Below are 15721 nucleotides of genomic sequence, written 5' to 3'. Positions count from 1 at the left end.
TTGGCGAACCATCTCGAGGGAACCGAACGCGCCCGGACAGAGCTCGAAGCCGGTCGCCCTTCTCTCGTCTGGCGCAAGGTCGTTGCCGATACGGTGACTCCGGTAGGCGCTGCGCTTAACCTCATGGAGGACGGACGCGGCGACTTCCTGCTCGAGTCTGTCGAAGGCGGAGAAGTTCGAGGGCGCTACAGTCTGCTTGGCCTCGACCCGGATCTGGTGTTTCGCGCGGAGGGAGAATACGCGGCAATCAATCGCGCCTGGCAACAGGACCGCGCAAAATTCGACGCGTGCGAAGCGCCTACCCTTGGCGCCCTGCGCGAGTTGTTGGGCGAATGCCGCTTTGACGTTCCCGAGGAATTGCCGCCTGCACTTGCGTGTCTGGTCGGGTACTTCGGGTATGAAACCATCGGCCTGGTGGAGAAGCTTCCGCAGGCCAAATCCGCGCCTCTCGAAGTGCCCGATATGCTTTTCGTGAGGCCGACGCTCATCCTCATCTTCGACAATTTGTCGGACCAGCTGTTCTGCATCGCACCGTTGTGGCCCGGTAAGGCCGACCACGATGTCCTTCTCTCCCGTGCGGCAGATAGGATCGACACGGCTCTTGCACGATTGGGCGGTGCCACCGCACCAGCCCGCACTGATCCGGGTTCACTTCCCGACATCGAGCCGCAGCCCACGATGGCAGCACACGACTACGAAGCGATGGTAGTGCGCGCGAAGGAATACATCGCGGCAGGCGATATCTTCCAGGTCGTCCTTTCCCAGCGTTTCACGGCGCCCTTCCCGCTCCCTCCGATCGCGCTCTATCGCTCGCTTCGGCGCGTGAACCCGTCGCCGTTTCTGTATTTCCTCGATATGCCGGGATTCGCCATCGTCGGGTCCAGTCCGGAAATCCTCGTCCGCGTCCGCGATGACGAGGTCACAATCCGGCCCATCGCAGGCACGCGGCCACGAGGCGCAACCCCCGCGCTCGATCGCGAAGCGGAAGCCTCGCTCCTCGCCGACCCCAAGGAATTGGCCGAGCATCTCATGCTGCTCGACCTGGGTCGCAACGACGTCGGACGCGTGGCGGAGAGCGGTACGGTCACGGTCACGGATAGCTACACGGTCGAACGCTACAGCCACGTCATGCACATCGTCAGCAACGTCACCGGCAAGCTCGACAGCAGGTTCGACGCGCTCGATGCCATGTTTGCAGGATTCCCCGCCGGTACAGTCAGCGGTGCACCCAAGGTGCGAGCCTGCGAAATCATTGCGGAACTGGAACCGGCCAAACGAGGTGCATACGCCGGCGGTGTAGGATATTTCGCGCCCGACGGCACGCTGGACAGTTGCATTGTTCTGAGGACCGCAGTTGTCCAGGACGGTACGATGCACGTCCAGGCAGGCGCAGGGATCGTCGCCGACAGCAATCCGAGCTATGAACAACGAGAATGCGAAGCCAAGGCAGGTGCGCTATTTGCAGCAGCGCGCGATGCCATCCGCCTCGCCAAGGAACCCGGTTACGGTCAATGAAATACCTTCTGGTCGCACTCCCAGCCCTGATCCTTTCCTCTTGCGAGCCGCCTCCTGCCGGTGAGCCGGTGACGCGCACGCGGATCGACGGCCAGCCCGGAGCATCACCTTCTGCATCGGCCTCACCATCGGAGACGCCGTCCGTCGCCTCGGAAGTCGAGAGCGCGTGCCGTTCGATCATCTTCGAGGACACGTCGCTTACGCACTGCCTTGCGGTGCCATCTCGCCACCGGATCGCAATGACCCTGGGGCCAGATGGCGGCGAGCCCTATCGTAGCCTTTCAGCCTACTCGAAAGATCGCGGTGAAGATGGCCTCGCATTCGCGATGAATGCCGGAATGTACGACGATGACGGCCGCCCGATTGGATACTTCGTGGTCGATTCCCAGCGCCTGAAAACGCTCAACACGGCGGACGGGGAAGGCAATTTCCACATGAAGCCGAACGGCGTCTTCTTCGGCACCGGCGACAAATGGGAAATCCGCACCACCGAGGACTTCCTGGCCAATGTGTCCGATCGCCCTGAATTCGGCACCCAGTCGGGACCGATGCTGGTCATCGATGGCAAGATCCATCCGGAAATCACGCAAGACGGGCCCTCGCGATATGTTCGCAACGGCGTCGGTGTCGACGAGCGTGGCCGAGCGCATTTCGTTATTTCAAATGCCCCGCTTTCGTTCGGGAAGCTGGCCCGCTTCTTCAGGGACGAGTTGAACGCGACCGATGCCCTGTTCCTCGACGGGAATGTGTCGGCGCTTTGGAACCCCGCTACCGAGCGGCTCGACACCGGCGCACCGATCGGTCCGATCGTGGTCGTCGAGAGGAAGGATACATCGGATGACGAATGATTTGCGGACCCTCTATCCGGAGATCGAACCCTACGAGACCGGAATGCTCGACGTGGGCGAAGGCCATTCGCTGTATTACGAACGCGTTGGCACACCCGGTGCAAAGCCTGCTGTTTTCCTGCACGGTGGCCCGGGTGGCGGGATGAGCCCCGACCATCGCCGCCAGTGGGACCCCGAACTCTACGACGTCCTGCTGTTCGACCAGCGCGGGTGCGGGAAATCGCTGCCCTTCGCCGAGATCGAAAACAACGACACCTGGCGCATCGTCGAGGATATCGAACGCCTCCGCGAAATGTGCGGCCACGAGAAATGGCAGGCGTTCGGCGGCAGCTGGGGCTCGACACTGGCGCTTGCCTATGCGCAGAAATATCCCGAGCGCGTCAGCGAGCTGGTCTTGCGCGGCGTCTTTCTCGCCCGCGCCGAAGAAAAAGGCTGGCTCTATAGCTACGGCGCGAGCGAGATCATGGCCGAAGCCTGGGACGATTTTATCTCGATCATCCCGGAAGACGAGCGCGGCGACCTGGTGAAAGCCTACTACGCGCGCCTTACGAGCGATGACGAGAACACCAGGCTGACGGCAGCCAAAGCGTGGTCGATCTGGGAAGGACAGGTGGCAACGCTGCTGCCCAACTCCGACCTACTCGACAGCTTTGCCGACGCCTCGAAGGCACTGCCTTTCGCTCGCATCTGCGCACGATATTTCCTCAACGATTTCTACTTGGAGGAAGCGCAATTGCTCCGCGATGTCGGCAAGATCGCCGGGATACCCGGGATCATCGTTCAGGGCCGCCACGACATCTGCACCCCGCCGACCAGCGCATGGGCGTTGAAGAAGGCATGGCCGGAAGCAAAGCTGCACATCGTTCACGATGCAGGGCACAGCGCCAGCGAACCTGGCATCGTCGACGGGCTTGTGCGCGCGACGGATACGCTCGCCGGCAAGCAGGCCTGACGCCGCGCGACGCAAAGCTTGCTTGAAACCCGTCGTCCGCACCGCCATTGACGAGCCGAATGACCGAAAACCGATCCATCCTCGTCGTCGACAATTACGACAGCTTCACCTTCAACCTGGTCCATTACCTCATGGAACTGGGCGCCGAGGTGGAGGTGGTCCGCAATGATGCGATTACCGCTTCGCAGGCGCTGGACCGCGGTGCTGCGGGCTTCCTGATCTCTCCGGGGCCATGTACGCCCAACGAGGCGGGCGTCAGTCTCGATCTGGTGGCTGCTGCGGCCGGTGCCGGTACCCCGCTTTTGGGAGTATGCCTGGGCCATCAGGCAATCGGGCAGCACTTCGGGGGCAAGGTCGTTCGCGGCGGCTTGATGCACGGCAAGACCAGCCCGGTCACTCACGATGCGACCGGCGTTTTCGAAGGCCTGCCTTCGCCGTTCCTCGCGACCCGCTACCACTCGCTCGTGGTCGAAGATATTCCTGATACCCTGCTGGCCAACGCGCATAGCGAAACCCCGGGTCTCGACGGCAGCAGCGTCATGGGCTTCCGCCATCGAGACCTGCCGATCCACGGTGTCCAGTTCCACCCCGAAAGCATCGCGACAGAGCACGGACACGCCTTGCTCGCAAATTTCCTCAAGATTTGCGGTATTCCCGCGAAGGTTCCGGCATGAAACAGCTCCCCTCTGCAGACACCCATCTCGATGCGGCCCAATCGGAAGAGGTTTTCGGCTGGATCCTCGATGGCGAAACCAGCGACGAGGAGATTGCCAGGTTTCTCGTCGACATGTCTGCGCGCAGCGAAACCGCAGAGGAGATCGCCGGCGCTGCGAGGGCCCTGCGCGCACGGCTGATCCCGATCGAAGCACCCGAAGGTACTGTCGACTGCTGCGGCACTGGCGGTGACGGCCACCACACGCTCAACGTATCGACCGCGGTCAGTCTCGTCGTCGCATCCTGCGGCGTTCCTGTCGCCAAGCATGGCAACCGTGCAGCAAGCTCCAAATCGGGTGCGGCAGACACGCTGGAGGCTCTCGGCCTCGACATGGACGCAGTGGGTCGCACTGCAGAAAAGACGCTCGAGAAGCTGGGCATCTGCTTCCTGTTCGCCAAGAACCATCACCCCGCCATGGGACGCATCCAGCCCATCCGCCAGAAACTTGGCGTTCGCACGATCTTCAACCTGATGGGGCCCTTGTCCAATCCGGCAGGCGTGAAACGCCAGCTCATCGGCATCGCCCGCCCCGCTTATGTCCCGATTTATGCACGGGCCAAGGCTACTCTCGGAACGGAACGCAGCTTCATCGTATCCGGTGATGAAGGGCTCGATGAACTGTCACTCGCGGGCGGTAACGAACTTGCCGACGTACGCGACCACGATTTCGAGATGCGCCGGGTCGTCGCGGTGCAGGCCAATCTTGCCCACGCTCCCGTCGAGGCCATTCGCGGGGGAGATCCGCTGCACAACGCAAAGGCTCTGGAAGCACTGCTGTTTGGGACACCTGGCGCCTATCGCGATGCGGTGCTCTTCAATGCCGCCGCTACCCTGATCGTGGCGGGAAAATCGGACGACTGGACAGAAGCCGCCGAATTCGCAGCCGAGGCAATCGACAGCGGCCGTGCCCGCAAGCTCCTGACCGACTGGATTGCACTGGCGCAATGAACAAGCTCGACGAAATTTGCGCTACGAAGCGCGAAGAAGTCGCGGCGCGGCGCAAGACCGCGACGCTCGACGAACTAGACGGCCGCGCGGCCGGGCAGACAGAGCCGCGCGGGTTCATGAAAGCGCTCGAAACAGCTCAGCGATCGGGTTTCGGCTTGATCGCGGAAATCAAGAAAGCTTCACCCTCCAAGGGATTGATCCGAGACGATTTCGCACCCGCCGACCATGCGCGCGCTTACGCCGCCGGAGGGGCGAGTTGCCTGTCGGTGCTGACCGACGCGCCTTATTTCCAGGGACACGAGGAGTATCTGATCGAGGCGCGCGCAGCATGCGACCTACCTGTGCTGCGCAAAGACTTCATGGTCGACCCCTGGCAGGTTGCCGAGGCCCGCGCACTTGGGGCCGACGCTATTCTCATCATCGTGGCCGCACTGGAAGACGGCGCGATGGCCGAGATCGAAGCTGCGGCCATCGAGCGCGGCATGGATGTCCTGGTCGAGGTACATGACGAGGAAGAGCTTGCCCGCGCGAGCAGCCTCCAATCGCGCCTGCTTGGCGTCAACAATCGTAATCTGAAGACCTTCGAGACCGATCTCGCCACGACCGAACGGCTTGCTTCACTGGCCCCGAAGGATGCTCTACTCGTCGGTGAAAGCGGCATTTTCACGCACGCCGACTGCCTCCGCCTGTCCGCATCCGGCGTGAACAGCTTCCTCGTCGGGGAAAGCCTCATGCGGCAGACCGATGTCGAACAGGCAACCCGCCTCCTGCTCCATGGCCCGCAAGCGGCCGAGGCATGAGCAAGCTTACGCACCTCGACGAGGATGGCGCGGCGCACATGGTCGACGTGTCGGGGAAACAGGTCACACGGCGCTCCGCCACTGCGGAAGGCCGTATCCTCATGACATCCGATGCCCTTGTCGCGATCACTCAAGGCGATTTGCCCAAGGGCGACGCGATTGCCGCGGCCCGCATCGCAGGGATCATGGCGGCCAAGAAGACCGGCGAGCTGATCCCATTGTGTCATCCGCTCGGCCTCGAAGCTGTGAAAATCGAGTTCCACCCAGAAGACGATGCCATACGAGTCGTTGCCACAGCCTCGCTGAACGGCAAGACCGGTGTGGAGATGGAGGCGCTGACCGCCGCGAGTGTTGCCTTGCTCACCCTATACGACATGGGCAAGGCGCTCGATAAAGCGATGCGTATCGATGGTATCCGCCTCATCGCCAAGACCGGCGGCAAGTCCGGGGACTGGTACGCCCGGGACTGAAACGGGAACGCTTGTTCCGCCGCAATCACCTCCAAAATGGCTGAATTGCTTGACTTGCGAAAATTGGTTGCCTAATTGTTCCACATTCGTTCACAAGGTTGTGAACAGGAATATGGGAGTGACCTATGCTGACCGCAAAGCAGCATGAACTGATCCGCTTCATCCAGCAAAAACTGGAAGACACCGGAATTTCGCCTTCATTCGAAGAAATGAAGGAAGCGCTCGACCTCAAGAGCAAGTCGGGAGTTCACCGGTTGATCTCGGCACTGGAAGAACGCGGCTTCATCCGTCGCTTGCCGAACCGGGCACGCGCTCTCGAAGTGATCAAGCTGCCGGAAGATGCGGTGACCGGGTCGAATGCTGCGGCCCCATCCGTCGCTCCTGCGGCGAACGACGCAATCATCGCTCCGCATGCCGCAAAGGCAGTCGCTCCCTCGCCCGCGAACGATATCATCGAAGTCCCGCTGCACGGACGCATCGCTGCCGGCGCCCCGATCGAAGCGATCGAGGGCCAGTCGAGCATGCCTGTCCCTGCGGCACTGCTCGGCCCGGGCGATCATTACGCGCTCGAAGTATCGGGCGATTCGATGATCGAAGCCGGCATTTTCGACGGCGACTTCGCCCTCGTCCGCAGGGCCGACTCGGCTCGCGATGGCGAGATCGTGGTCGCATTGGTCGATAACGAAGAAGCGACTCTCAAATACCTGCGCAAGGAAGGGCCGATGATCCGGCTCGACCCGGCCAATGGTGCCTATGACCCGCAAATCTACGAAGCTGGCCGTGTCCAGGTGCAGGGCAAGCTCGCTGGCCTCCTGCGCCGTTACCACTGACCTGTGAGAGAAACCGAATTTACAGGGGCGTCCAACGGGCGCCCCTTTTCGCATGGCGCTCAATCGACCTCGGGATTCCACCAGCCATGTTCACCTTGCGACGCCGCGACAGTGCGAACACGCTCTTCCCCGAGATAGAGAGCGATACCGCCGTTACGCTCCAGATAGCGCCGGTCGACCTTCAACCAACGTGGCATACAACTCCGGGGCAGCCAGCGGTCCGCGACAACGATATCTGAAAGCTCGCAGGCGGCGGCCAGTTGCCGCTCATCAATACGCTGCTTGTTTAGCGCGACCAGAACAATCCAGTCGCGATCGTTGCCGGTCAGCCTGATAGTGCAGAAATCCGAACTGCACCGTGCGCCTTGATACGACTGAATGCGCTCGGGCTCTATCTCGCTCCCCGCAAGTTCGACGATATTGGTCCGTGCATATGTCCCGGGCGCACCTCGCAAAACGAACAGTCGGCCTTGCTCGTCGACCAAGCCGAGATTGCCGCCGTCGCGCGTGACGAGCAGGTCGGGTACAGGCGAAACCGCCAGAGAAATCGCGCCAACCCCTGCGGGGAGCAGCCCCCATAACCGCGCATTGCCCCGCCACAGAGCGAGCCACAGGCCGCCGGCAACAAACAGGGCGATAATCCCAAGTCCCATGTGGGGCACCAACTTCACCGCCCCGGGCTGGGAAGCGGTGAAGTGGGCAAGGCCGATCAGCAGGTCGAGCGACACCCCGACGAGCCACCAGAACGGTGCCCCTGCTCCGACCAGATCGAAGATCAGCGCAAGCGCGATCAAGGGCATCGACACGAACGTGACCAGCGGAATGGCCAGGACATTGGCGAAAGCGCCGTAAAGACCTGACCGGTGAAAATGGAAAAGCACCACAGGTGTCAGGGCGATCTCGATGACCAGGCCTGTTACGAAGAGCATGAGCGTACGCCGCGCCAGCCACCTCGCCCCGCTTTCTTCACGCGGAGCAAGGAAAGCCCGGACGGGCGCGGAATTGTGCAAAGCGATGATCGCGATCACGGCCGAAAAGCTCATCTGGAAGCTGGGGCCGACAAGTGCTTCGGGCCAGGCGAAGAGTACGGCAGCTGCGGCCACCGCCACCATCCTCATGGACAAAGGTTCGCGCCCTAGGGCCAGCGCGCCCAAGACCAGCATGGCCCCGATGCAACTGCGCACTGTCGGCACCTCCGCCCCCGTGAGGAGGGTGTAAGCGATCCCCGCCCCGGCGCCCACCGCTGCAGCGACCAGCGGCAACCGCACTCTCAGGGTGAAGTACGGCCACAAAGCGAACAGCTTGATCGCCAGGAAATAGGCTGCTGCGATGACGGCGCTAACGTGCAGCCCGCTGATCGAGAGCAGGTGCGTCAGTCCCGCATCGCGCATCGCGTCCTCGTCTGCGGTAGATATCCCGCCGCGATCGCCGCTGGCAAAAGCTGCAGCGATTGTCCCCGGCGCTCCATCAAGGCGGGCTCTGACATGTGCGGACAATTGCCTCTGCGCGCGGGCGATCAGCGAATTGCGATTACCTGCCTGCTCGACCAGTTCTATTTCTCCGGCAACCGAGCCTGTTCCTGCGAGGCCCTGAAACCATGCTGCCCGGGCAAAGTCATAGGCGCCGGGCAATATAGGCGCAGACGGAGGCATGAGCCGAGCCCTGAGCCGAATTCGCGCGCCCTCTTCCAGCCCGGCCATATCCTTCTCGATCGGCACGTTCACACGGACCTTGATCGGCACTCCCGCTTCCGCGTCCCTCGACGCAAGGGTGAGGCGCACGCGTTCTTGGGCAGGTTGTTCCTCCCGCTCGAGGATGCGCGCATCGAGCGTCACCATCTTCGGATGCTCGATAGCCGGAGCCCCCACCAGTTCCGACTTGCTCCACACCACTGCCAAACCGAGCGCGAAAGCAATAGCTACAACGGTCGACGCGAGCCGCAGGGCTGCGCGGTCATCCCGCCCTCGCCATATGGCCAGGGACGCCAGGGCCGCAAGCAGGGCCAGGCCGATAGCGGCCGACCATTGCCAATCGTTCTTGAGCAGGAACCAGGCGGCGATACCCCCGGCGAAGGCGACAGTAATCCAGGGCCCGCGATCGAATGACGAGGTCGTCAGAAACCTCTCTGCGGCCTCACCCGTTCTGGACAAGACAGCGCGCATGCGCCAAGGGCGCTGCACTGCAACATCGGCGATGCCGTCCGGCTCGCCAAACGGCACCTGTGGCGTCCCCTCTATCGCCATGGAAGTCTTTGAAAGGAAAGAAAAGCAGATGGCAAGTGAAACCGCGGCAGGTACCAGCGCAAAGCAAGTCGTGACCCGCTTTGCCCCCTCGCCGACCGGATTCCTGCACATCGGCGGAGCCCGTACTGCACTTTTCAACTGGCTATTCGCCCGCCATCACGGTGGCAAGGCGCTGTTGCGGATCGAAGATACCGACAAGAAGCGCAGCACCCAGGAGGCGATCGACAAGATCCTCGAAGGTCTCGACTGGCTGGGCCTCGATTATGACGAGCCGCCCGTCTTCCAATCCGATCGTGCGGAGCGTCATGCCAATGTCGCGCATAAGCTCCTCAAGGCGGGTCATGCCTACAAATGCTTTGCGACGCCGGAAGAACTGGAGCAGATGCGCGCCGAACAGCGCGCCAACAAGCAGCCGATGCGCTACGATCGCCGCTGGCGTGACCGGGATGCATCGGAAGCTCCTGAAGGAACTCCCTTTACGGTTCGCCTGAAGGTCCCGACCGAAGGCGCGACGACGATCAAGGATGCCGTGCAAGGCGAAGTTACCGTGCAGAATGCCGAGATCGACGACTACATCCTCCTGCGCGCAGACGGCACTCCGACCTACATGCTCGCCGTGGTCGTCGATGACCACGACATGGGCGTTACGCACATCATCCGCGGTGACGATCACCTCAACAACGCGTTCCGTCAGCTTCCGATCATTCGCGCAATGGACGAGATCGAGGGCAACTGGCCCGATCCCGTTTACGCCCACGTTCCCCTGATCCACGGGTCCGACGGCGCCAAAATGTCCAAGCGGCATGGCGCAATCGGCGTCGAGGCTTATCGCGACGACGAAGGCGTCCTGCCCGAAGCGCTTTTCAACTACCTGCTTCGCCTCGGCTGGGGTCATGGCGACCGCGAGGAAATCACGCGCGACGAGGCGATCCAGCTGTTCGACCTCGACGGGGTCGGCAAGAGCGCTGCCCGTTTCGACATCAAGAAACTGCAAAATCTCAACGCTCATTACATTCGCGAAGCCGAGGACCAGCGGCTGGCCGAGCTGGTAGCGCAGGAGATTGGCAAGCCGGACGAGACAGAGATACTCGCCGAGGCCATGCCGGTCCTAAAACCGCGTGCAAAGACCGTTCACGAACTCGCTGAAGGTGCAGCCTTTTTGTTCAAGAAGCGACCGTTGGAGATGAGCGAAAAGGCTCAGGGCCTCCTTGACGACGATGCACGTGCCCGCCTGGCCGGCCTTTCCGAGCTTCTAAAGGCGGAAAATAGCTGGACAATCGAGGCTCTCGAAGCCACTACGAAATCGTATGCCGAGGCGCTTGAACTGGGCCTTGGCAAGCTCGCGCAGCCGCTGCGCGCCGCACTCACGGGCACGACCACGTCGCCCGGAATTTTCGATGTTCTGGTCCTGTTGGGCAAGGAGGAATCTCTCGCGCGGATCGACGCGCAGGCCTCCCCGGCAGGCATCGGGCAAAACTGACTGAGGAGACTCGCGTGGCCGATAAACAGGCAACTCTCGATCTAGGCGGACAAAGCCAAACCTTCCCCGTGCTGGAAGGCAGTGTTGGTCCGGATGTCGTCGACATCCGCAAGCTTTATGGCACCACCGGCAAGTTCACCTACGATCCCGGCTTCAAGTCCACCGCCAGCTGCGAAAGCGCGCTGACCTATATCGACGGCGAAGAAGGCGTACTGCTGCACCGCGGCTATCCGATCGGACAGCTGGCGGAACATTCCAGCTTCATGGAAGTCAGCTACCTGTTGCTGAATGGCGAACTGCCATCGCATGATGAGCTCGACGACTTCACCTACACGATCACGCGCCACACCATGGTCCACGACCAGCTGCGCCAGTTCTATCAGGGTTTCCGCCGCGATGCGCACCCGATGGCCATCATGTGTGGTGTCGTCGGCGCTCTCTCGGCATTCTACCACGACAGCACCGACATTTCGGATCCCGAGCAGCGCAAGATCGCCAGCCACCGCCTCATCGCCAAGATGCCGACGATCGCAGCGATGGCGTACAAGTATGCCGTGGGTCAGCCGTTCCTTCACCCGAAGAACGACCTCAGCTACACGGGCAACTTCCTGCGCATGACCTTCGGCGTTCCGGCCGAGGAATATGAAGTGCACCCGGCCATCGAACGCGCGATGGACCGCATCTTCATCCTCCACGCCGACCACGAACAGAACGCATCGACCTCGACCGTGCGCCTCGCAGGGTCATCGGGCGCGAACCCGTTTGCATGCATCGCTGCCGGCATTGCTTGCCTCTGGGGTCCCGCGCACGGCGGCGCAAACGAAGCGGCATTGAACATGCTGCAGGAAATCGGATCACCCGATCGCATTCCGCACTACATCGAGCGTGCCAAGGACAAGAACGATCCGTTCCGTCTGATGGGCTTCGGTCACCGCGTCTACAAGAACTACGATCCACGCGCCACGGTCATGCAGAAGACCCTGCGCGAAGTGTTCGACGCGCTGAACGTCAACGACCCGGTCTTCGAAACCGCTCTCCAGCTCGAGGAACTCGCGTTGAACGACGATTATTTCAAGGAAAAGAAGCTCTTCCCGAACGTGGACTTCTACTCCGGGATCATCCTCAATTCGATCGGCTTCCCGACCACAATGTTCACCGCGCTCTTCGCCCTCGCCCGTACCGTGGGTTGGGTCGCGCAGTGGAACGAGATGATCTCCGATCCCGCACAGGTGATCGGCCGTCCGCGCCAGCTCTACACTGGCCCGACCGAGCGCGATTACGTGCCGATGTCGAAGCGCTAAGACATACCAAAAAAATCGGATCAGGGGCGCTTCGGCGCCCCTTTTTCGTATCAACTGTCCGTGTTGTCCTTGTCCGGCACGGAAGAGCCCGGACCATCGCGCCTTTTACTGCGCAAGTCCTCGGCAGCCGGAACCGACAGGGTGAAGCGTGCACCCAACCCGGGCGCGCTTTCAACGGTCAGGTCACCGTCCATCGCACGCGCGATCCGGCGCGAGATATAGAGGCCAAGACCCGATCCCCCATCGCCGCTGCGGCCGAGACGCTCGAACTTTTCGAAGACACGGGCCTGCTGGTCTACTTCCAGTCCATGCCCCTGATCGGCCACGGTGATGAGCGCGCGCGATCCGATCTGGTCGAGACGCAACCAGACCTGGCTGCCTTCCGGGGAGTAGCGGATAGCGTTGCCCACAAGGTTCAACAGGATCTGGAGCACCCTGCGGAATTCGGCGATTGCCAGCTGGCTCTCGCCTTCCACTGGCGGCACGAGCGTAATCCCACGCTCCTGCGCCCTAACCCCTAGGATACCGCACGCTCGGCGAGCGACATCGGCAAGGTCGATGCGATCCGGAGCAGTGACGAAGTCTTCCGATTCCACGATTTCCAGGTCGGAAAGGTCGTCCACCAAGGCGAGAAGATGCTGGCCCGCGCTGGCGATGTCTGCCGCGTACTGGCTGTATTCCTCCGCGAGAGGCCCTGCAAGCTTGGTCCGGATGGTTTCCGCGTTGGCGATGATCCGATTGATCGGCTGCCGCAGAACCGGAGTCAGATCCTTGCCGAGCGAGGGGGTGTCTGCCTGATCTCCGGCGTCATGATCCGACATCGGAGTGCTGGCCGCGAGGTGCAGGACGAAGCCCGCGCTACCCGGTTCTCCCTTGCCCAACGGCTCTAGGTGGGCGGTCCACTGTCGCTTCGAACCCGGAATACGGCACTGCGCCCCGTCGAGGAGGCGCCAGTGCAGGGGTTGTTCGTAGTCCTTGGTGGGCAAGTCGACGAGGTCCGTCCAAGGCTGCCCGAACGCCGCGAGCGAGCGATTGCGAAAATCCGCCAGATCCGCCGCTTCCGTATCGACCGACAGGATCGCTTGATTGCTGTCGAGCCTTGCCGTGCATTCGGCAAGGTGGCGATTGACCTCGATCTTGCGTCGATCCGCATCGATCTCGTTGTCGGGTGGCAATTGTTCGCTCTGCCAACTCTCGATGACGATCTCGCAGCCACTGTCACCGCCATTGATTGGCGTAATTTCGGCCCAGGCAGTGATGCGGTTCTCGCCATCGATCGCCTCGAATTGACGCGCAAGCTTGAGCCCGTAGGACCGCGCTTTCTCCACCAGCGAAAGGAGCCCTGGAATTGCGATGGTAGAGCCGAGGCTTCCTCCGCAATCGCGGTTGAGCTGCGCAAGGACGCCGCTTGCCTCCGTGAGGCGATCTTCCTCGTCGCTACGCCCTTCGGCGATATGTCTGGTGGTCACGTTCATCCGCCGATCTCCGGCGCGGCATCGGAAAGCATGGAGCGCGCTTCGCTCGCAGTCAGGTTTGCCAGACCCGGCACGGGTGCCGCTTGGGGATGGAGCTGGAGCAGGACTTCGTCGACCTGCGACGGGGCAAGGCCGGCGGACCTGAGGCTCAGGGCGAGGCGCGTGACCTGCCTTGCATTGGTTGCCAGCACCACAAGCGTGCGCTCCTGGCCCGACTTCGCACCGAGCACCGTCAGGAAGAGCCCTACGCCAGCCTTTTCCGGCAGGAGTGCATCTTCCAAGCTCCGTCCCAGACCGGCAGCGAGGCGTGCCATGAGCGCGAGCCTCCCCGATCCTTCGTCGAAATCGCTGCGTAGCTTCGCTTCGGCACGGGTCAGCGCATCGGATGCCCGCCCGCCGTTATAGTCACGCCACGTGAGCAGGACCTGGTGAAAGAGATCGCCCGGCAATTCGGACAAGGGCAATTCCATACGCCGCTGTGCCTGTACAAAGCGTGCCTGCGCAGCCAGCGCAGACATCGCTGTGCTGGCAGTCGCGGCGTTTTCGCTGGCGATCAGTTTCTGCAACTCGGGCGAGAGCACCGGATCGATCCCGTATTGCGCTTCGAGCCTTTCGGTAAGTTGCCATTCTACCGCCAAGGCGTGGCAGTGCGACAGCAAGGCGGAATTGGCCTGTAAGTGCATCGCCAGAGCCTCACCGTGGCGTTCGGCAAAAGCCTCCCTCCCCGATTGACCCGTTGCCTGCGCCTGTACCCGAAGGATCTGCCAGGCGAGATCGTTGAGCATGCCGCGCAAGCGGGCAAGGATCTCGTCGCTGAACAGCGAATGGTCGGGCGTGGACAGCAAATGTCCGAGAATAGGTTCGATGCGCGAAAGCGTCTGGTCGCCGCGGGACAGCGCAGCACGCAGGTCACCCTCAGCGTCATCCCTGGTCCCAGCAAAGTCCTTCGCCATCATCATTCTCCGCGCGTAGCAGTTCGTTGGTTAATTCGGGGTTAGTCCTTGCGAAAGGGCCCGAAAAACCTGGTGACGAGAACAAGCAAGGCAATGGCGGCAGCAGCTTGAGCGCCGAAGCCGAGGAAAGCAGCCGGAGCAAGCAGGAAGCCAAGCAATATCCGGTCGGCGTAGGTGCGCCTCCAAACTTCGCTCCCGTGCCGTTCCCCGAGCCTAAGAAGGCCAAGCAGAACGAGCGGGACGAAAACCCGCGTGAGTTCACTTTCCTCGGATGATGCCAAGTATATCAATAGGATGAAAATTACATCTAAAGAAGATTCGAGGAGCTTGAGCAACGGGCTACGCTTGGCGGCGACCTGTCCCTTGTTGGCTACGCGTTCGACGACACGTCCCATACGCGCAAACAAGGCAGCCATCGTCACCAGCGCCAGGCCGACAGCTGGCATGGAGAACGCACCTGCAGCGATCGAGAAAAGCGTGAACACGCCCGATGCGACCACCGGACCGTTCTCCCCGCGTCCACCCACTATGTCTCGTGCGAGACGCGTCCCCGCGCGCTCTGCAATCGCAATACCCGGGGCATGGAAGGACACAGGTTCGCGCTGTGCCTCGATCCAGCGCAATTCCCTGGCGGCCAGCCCTTCGCGCGTCGCGTCGATCGTCCAGTCGTTTTCGTCCACGAGTTTACGTTCTGCAGGAACAAGCCTCGTCCCGGATTGAAGCGCAAGCCGCATCAGGACCGACGGGACGTCGATATCCGGCTCCATTTCGACGAGACGCTCTACCAGATTGCCCCGTGTCAGCAGCACTCCGCTCCAGGCGAATTCGGGATCGATCCGCTCGAAACCGGCGGGAACCGCTATGTCCGCGGGAAAAGCGATAACGGCAGGCTTCGTCAGCAGACGTTCTGTCGTGGCAGCATCTGGTAATACGCCGGAAGCGATTACCAATATCTCGTCGGTCGCAGTTACCAGGCCCGACAGCTTTGCCGGTTCACGCAGCGCCATGAACTTGGCACCTGCACGTTCTGCACGGTGCTGCAATTCGATCACTTCACGGCCGATACCATCGGCCATGCAGGCCACCGCCTCGCATCCAAGCGAGAGAGCAAGGTCGAGCTGGCGGTCGATGACACGGGCCCCTGCGAAGGGGACGAAAGCCGGTCTCATCCGTCCGGGCCTGGGATCCCGG

The 15721-nt window shown here is 62.0% G+C and carries 14 protein-coding genes; 10 read left to right on the top strand and 4 right to left on the bottom strand.

Annotated features, from left to right (window positions below; translation table 11 throughout):
- The 8 genes from CVE41_RS14250 to lexA all read left to right on the top strand — a co-directional run bounded on the left by CVE41_RS14250 (nt 1) and on the right by lexA (nt 7078).
- Complete coding sequence (locus tag CVE41_RS14250; RefSeq protein WP_232725722.1) at nt 1–1515, top strand: anthranilate synthase component I family protein; 1515 nt, start codon at nt 1–3, stop codon at nt 1513–1515.
- Entirely contained in the window at nt 1512–2363 is an 852-nt protein-coding gene (locus CVE41_RS14245) for a phosphodiester glycosidase family protein (protein WP_100261251.1), read from the top strand. Before CVE41_RS14250 ends, CVE41_RS14245 begins: the two co-directional genes overlap by 4 nt.
- Nucleotides 2353–3315 (top strand): prolyl aminopeptidase, encoded by a 963-nt coding sequence (pip, locus tag CVE41_RS14240; RefSeq protein WP_100261250.1) that lies wholly within the window; start codon nt 2353–2355, stop codon nt 3313–3315. The genes CVE41_RS14245 and pip overlap by 11 nt, the downstream gene beginning before the upstream one ends.
- A gap of 59 nt (nt 3316–3374) precedes the next feature.
- A complete protein-coding gene (locus CVE41_RS14235; protein WP_100261249.1) occupies nt 3375–3989 on the top strand; it encodes an anthranilate synthase component II in 615 nt (204 codons plus the stop codon).
- Nucleotides 3986–4978 (top strand): anthranilate phosphoribosyltransferase, encoded by a 993-nt coding sequence (trpD, locus tag CVE41_RS14230; protein ID WP_100261248.1) that lies wholly within the window; start codon nt 3986–3988, stop codon nt 4976–4978. The genes CVE41_RS14235 and trpD overlap by 4 nt, the downstream gene beginning before the upstream one ends.
- Nucleotides 4975–5778: an indole-3-glycerol phosphate synthase TrpC gene (trpC, locus tag CVE41_RS14225; protein WP_100261247.1), complete on the top strand. Its 804-nt coding sequence runs from the start codon at nt 4975–4977 to the stop codon at nt 5776–5778. The genes trpD and trpC overlap by 4 nt, the downstream gene beginning before the upstream one ends.
- A complete protein-coding gene (moaC, locus tag CVE41_RS14220; RefSeq protein WP_100261246.1) occupies nt 5775–6248 on the top strand; it encodes a cyclic pyranopterin monophosphate synthase MoaC in 474 nt (157 codons plus the stop codon). The genes trpC and moaC overlap by 4 nt, the downstream gene beginning before the upstream one ends.
- Before the next feature lie 125 nt (nt 6249–6373).
- Entirely contained in the window at nt 6374–7078 is a 705-nt protein-coding gene (gene lexA / locus CVE41_RS14215; RefSeq protein ID WP_100261245.1) for a transcriptional repressor LexA, read from the top strand.
- A 59-nt stretch (nt 7079–7137) separates the two neighbouring features.
- On the opposite strand, the gene CVE41_RS14210 is transcribed toward lexA, so the two are convergent.
- The gene (locus CVE41_RS14210) at nt 7138–9321 is read right to left on the bottom strand and encodes a ComEC/Rec2 family competence protein (protein ID WP_100261244.1); all 2184 of its coding nucleotides are present in this window, start codon (nt 9319–9321) and stop codon (nt 7138–7140) included.
- A gap of 28 nt (nt 9322–9349) precedes the next feature.
- Here CVE41_RS14210 and gltX point away from each other — a divergent pair, with 28 nt between their 5' ends.
- The gene (gltX, locus tag CVE41_RS14205; RefSeq protein ID WP_100261553.1) at nt 9350–10801 is read left to right on the top strand and encodes a glutamate--tRNA ligase; all 1452 of its coding nucleotides are present in this window, start codon (nt 9350–9352) and stop codon (nt 10799–10801) included.
- A 14-nt stretch (nt 10802–10815) separates the two neighbouring features.
- Nucleotides 10816–12102, top strand: coding sequence for a citrate synthase (locus CVE41_RS14200; RefSeq protein WP_100261243.1), 1287 nt, complete (start codon nt 10816–10818; stop codon nt 12100–12102).
- Between the two features lie 50 nt (nt 12103–12152).
- Here the strand turns inward: CVE41_RS14200 and CVE41_RS14195 are convergent, their stop codons facing one another.
- From CVE41_RS14195 to CVE41_RS14185, 3 genes are read right to left on the bottom strand one after another with little or no spacing between them, the layout of a single operon-like run.
- Nucleotides 12153–13577 (bottom strand): sensor histidine kinase, encoded by a 1425-nt coding sequence (locus tag CVE41_RS14195; protein ID WP_100261242.1) that lies wholly within the window; start codon nt 13575–13577, stop codon nt 12153–12155.
- Complete coding sequence (locus tag CVE41_RS14190) at nt 13574–14530, bottom strand: hypothetical protein (protein WP_232725721.1); 957 nt, start codon at nt 14528–14530, stop codon at nt 13574–13576. Before CVE41_RS14190 ends, CVE41_RS14195 begins: the two co-directional genes overlap by 4 nt.
- Nucleotides 14531–14571: 41 nt before the next feature.
- Nucleotides 14572–15699, bottom strand: coding sequence for a hypothetical protein (locus CVE41_RS14185; RefSeq protein ID WP_100261240.1), 1128 nt, complete (start codon nt 15697–15699; stop codon nt 14572–14574).
- Nucleotides 15700–15721 lie beyond the last annotated feature (22 nt).

The sequence above is a fragment of the Qipengyuania seohaensis genome (assembly GCF_002795865.1).
Classification (GTDB): Bacteria; Pseudomonadota; Alphaproteobacteria; order Sphingomonadales; family Sphingomonadaceae; genus Qipengyuania; species Qipengyuania seohaensis.
Note: the sequence above shows the minus strand (reverse complement) of the source record. Positions and strands in the feature narration are given on the sequence as shown.

Bases quoted from the DNA above. Each gene is read 5' to 3' on its own strand.
- CVE41_RS14245 (WP_100261251.1), top strand. From the start codon at position 1,512: ATGAAATACCTTCTGGTCGCACTCCCAGCCCTGATCCTTTCCTCTTGC.
- pip (WP_100261250.1), top strand. From the start codon at position 2,353: ATGACGAATGATTTGCGGACCCTCTATCCGGAGATCGAACCCTACGAG.
- CVE41_RS14235 (WP_100261249.1), top strand. From the start codon at position 3,375: ATGACCGAAAACCGATCCATCCTCGTCGTCGACAATTACGACAGCTTC.
- trpD (WP_100261248.1), top strand. From the start codon at position 3,986: ATGAAACAGCTCCCCTCTGCAGACACCCATCTCGATGCGGCCCAATCG.
- trpC (WP_100261247.1), top strand. From the start codon at position 4,975: ATGAACAAGCTCGACGAAATTTGCGCTACGAAGCGCGAAGAAGTCGCG.
- moaC (WP_100261246.1), top strand. From the start codon at position 5,775: ATGAGCAAGCTTACGCACCTCGACGAGGATGGCGCGGCGCACATGGTC.
- lexA (WP_100261245.1), top strand. From the start codon at position 6,374: ATGCTGACCGCAAAGCAGCATGAACTGATCCGCTTCATCCAGCAAAAA.
- CVE41_RS14210 (WP_100261244.1), bottom strand. From the start codon at position 9,321: ATGGCGATAGAGGGGACGCCACAGGTGCCGTTTGGCGAGCCGGACGGC.
- gltX (WP_100261553.1), top strand. From the start codon at position 9,350: ATGGCAAGTGAAACCGCGGCAGGTACCAGCGCAAAGCAAGTCGTGACC.
- CVE41_RS14195 (WP_100261242.1), bottom strand. From the start codon at position 13,577: ATGAACGTGACCACCAGACATATCGCCGAAGGGCGTAGCGACGAGGAA.
- CVE41_RS14190 (WP_232725721.1), bottom strand. From the start codon at position 14,530: ATGGCGAAGGACTTTGCTGGGACCAGGGATGACGCTGAGGGTGACCTG.
- CVE41_RS14185 (WP_100261240.1), bottom strand. From the start codon at position 15,699: ATGAGACCGGCTTTCGTCCCCTTCGCAGGGGCCCGTGTCATCGACCGC.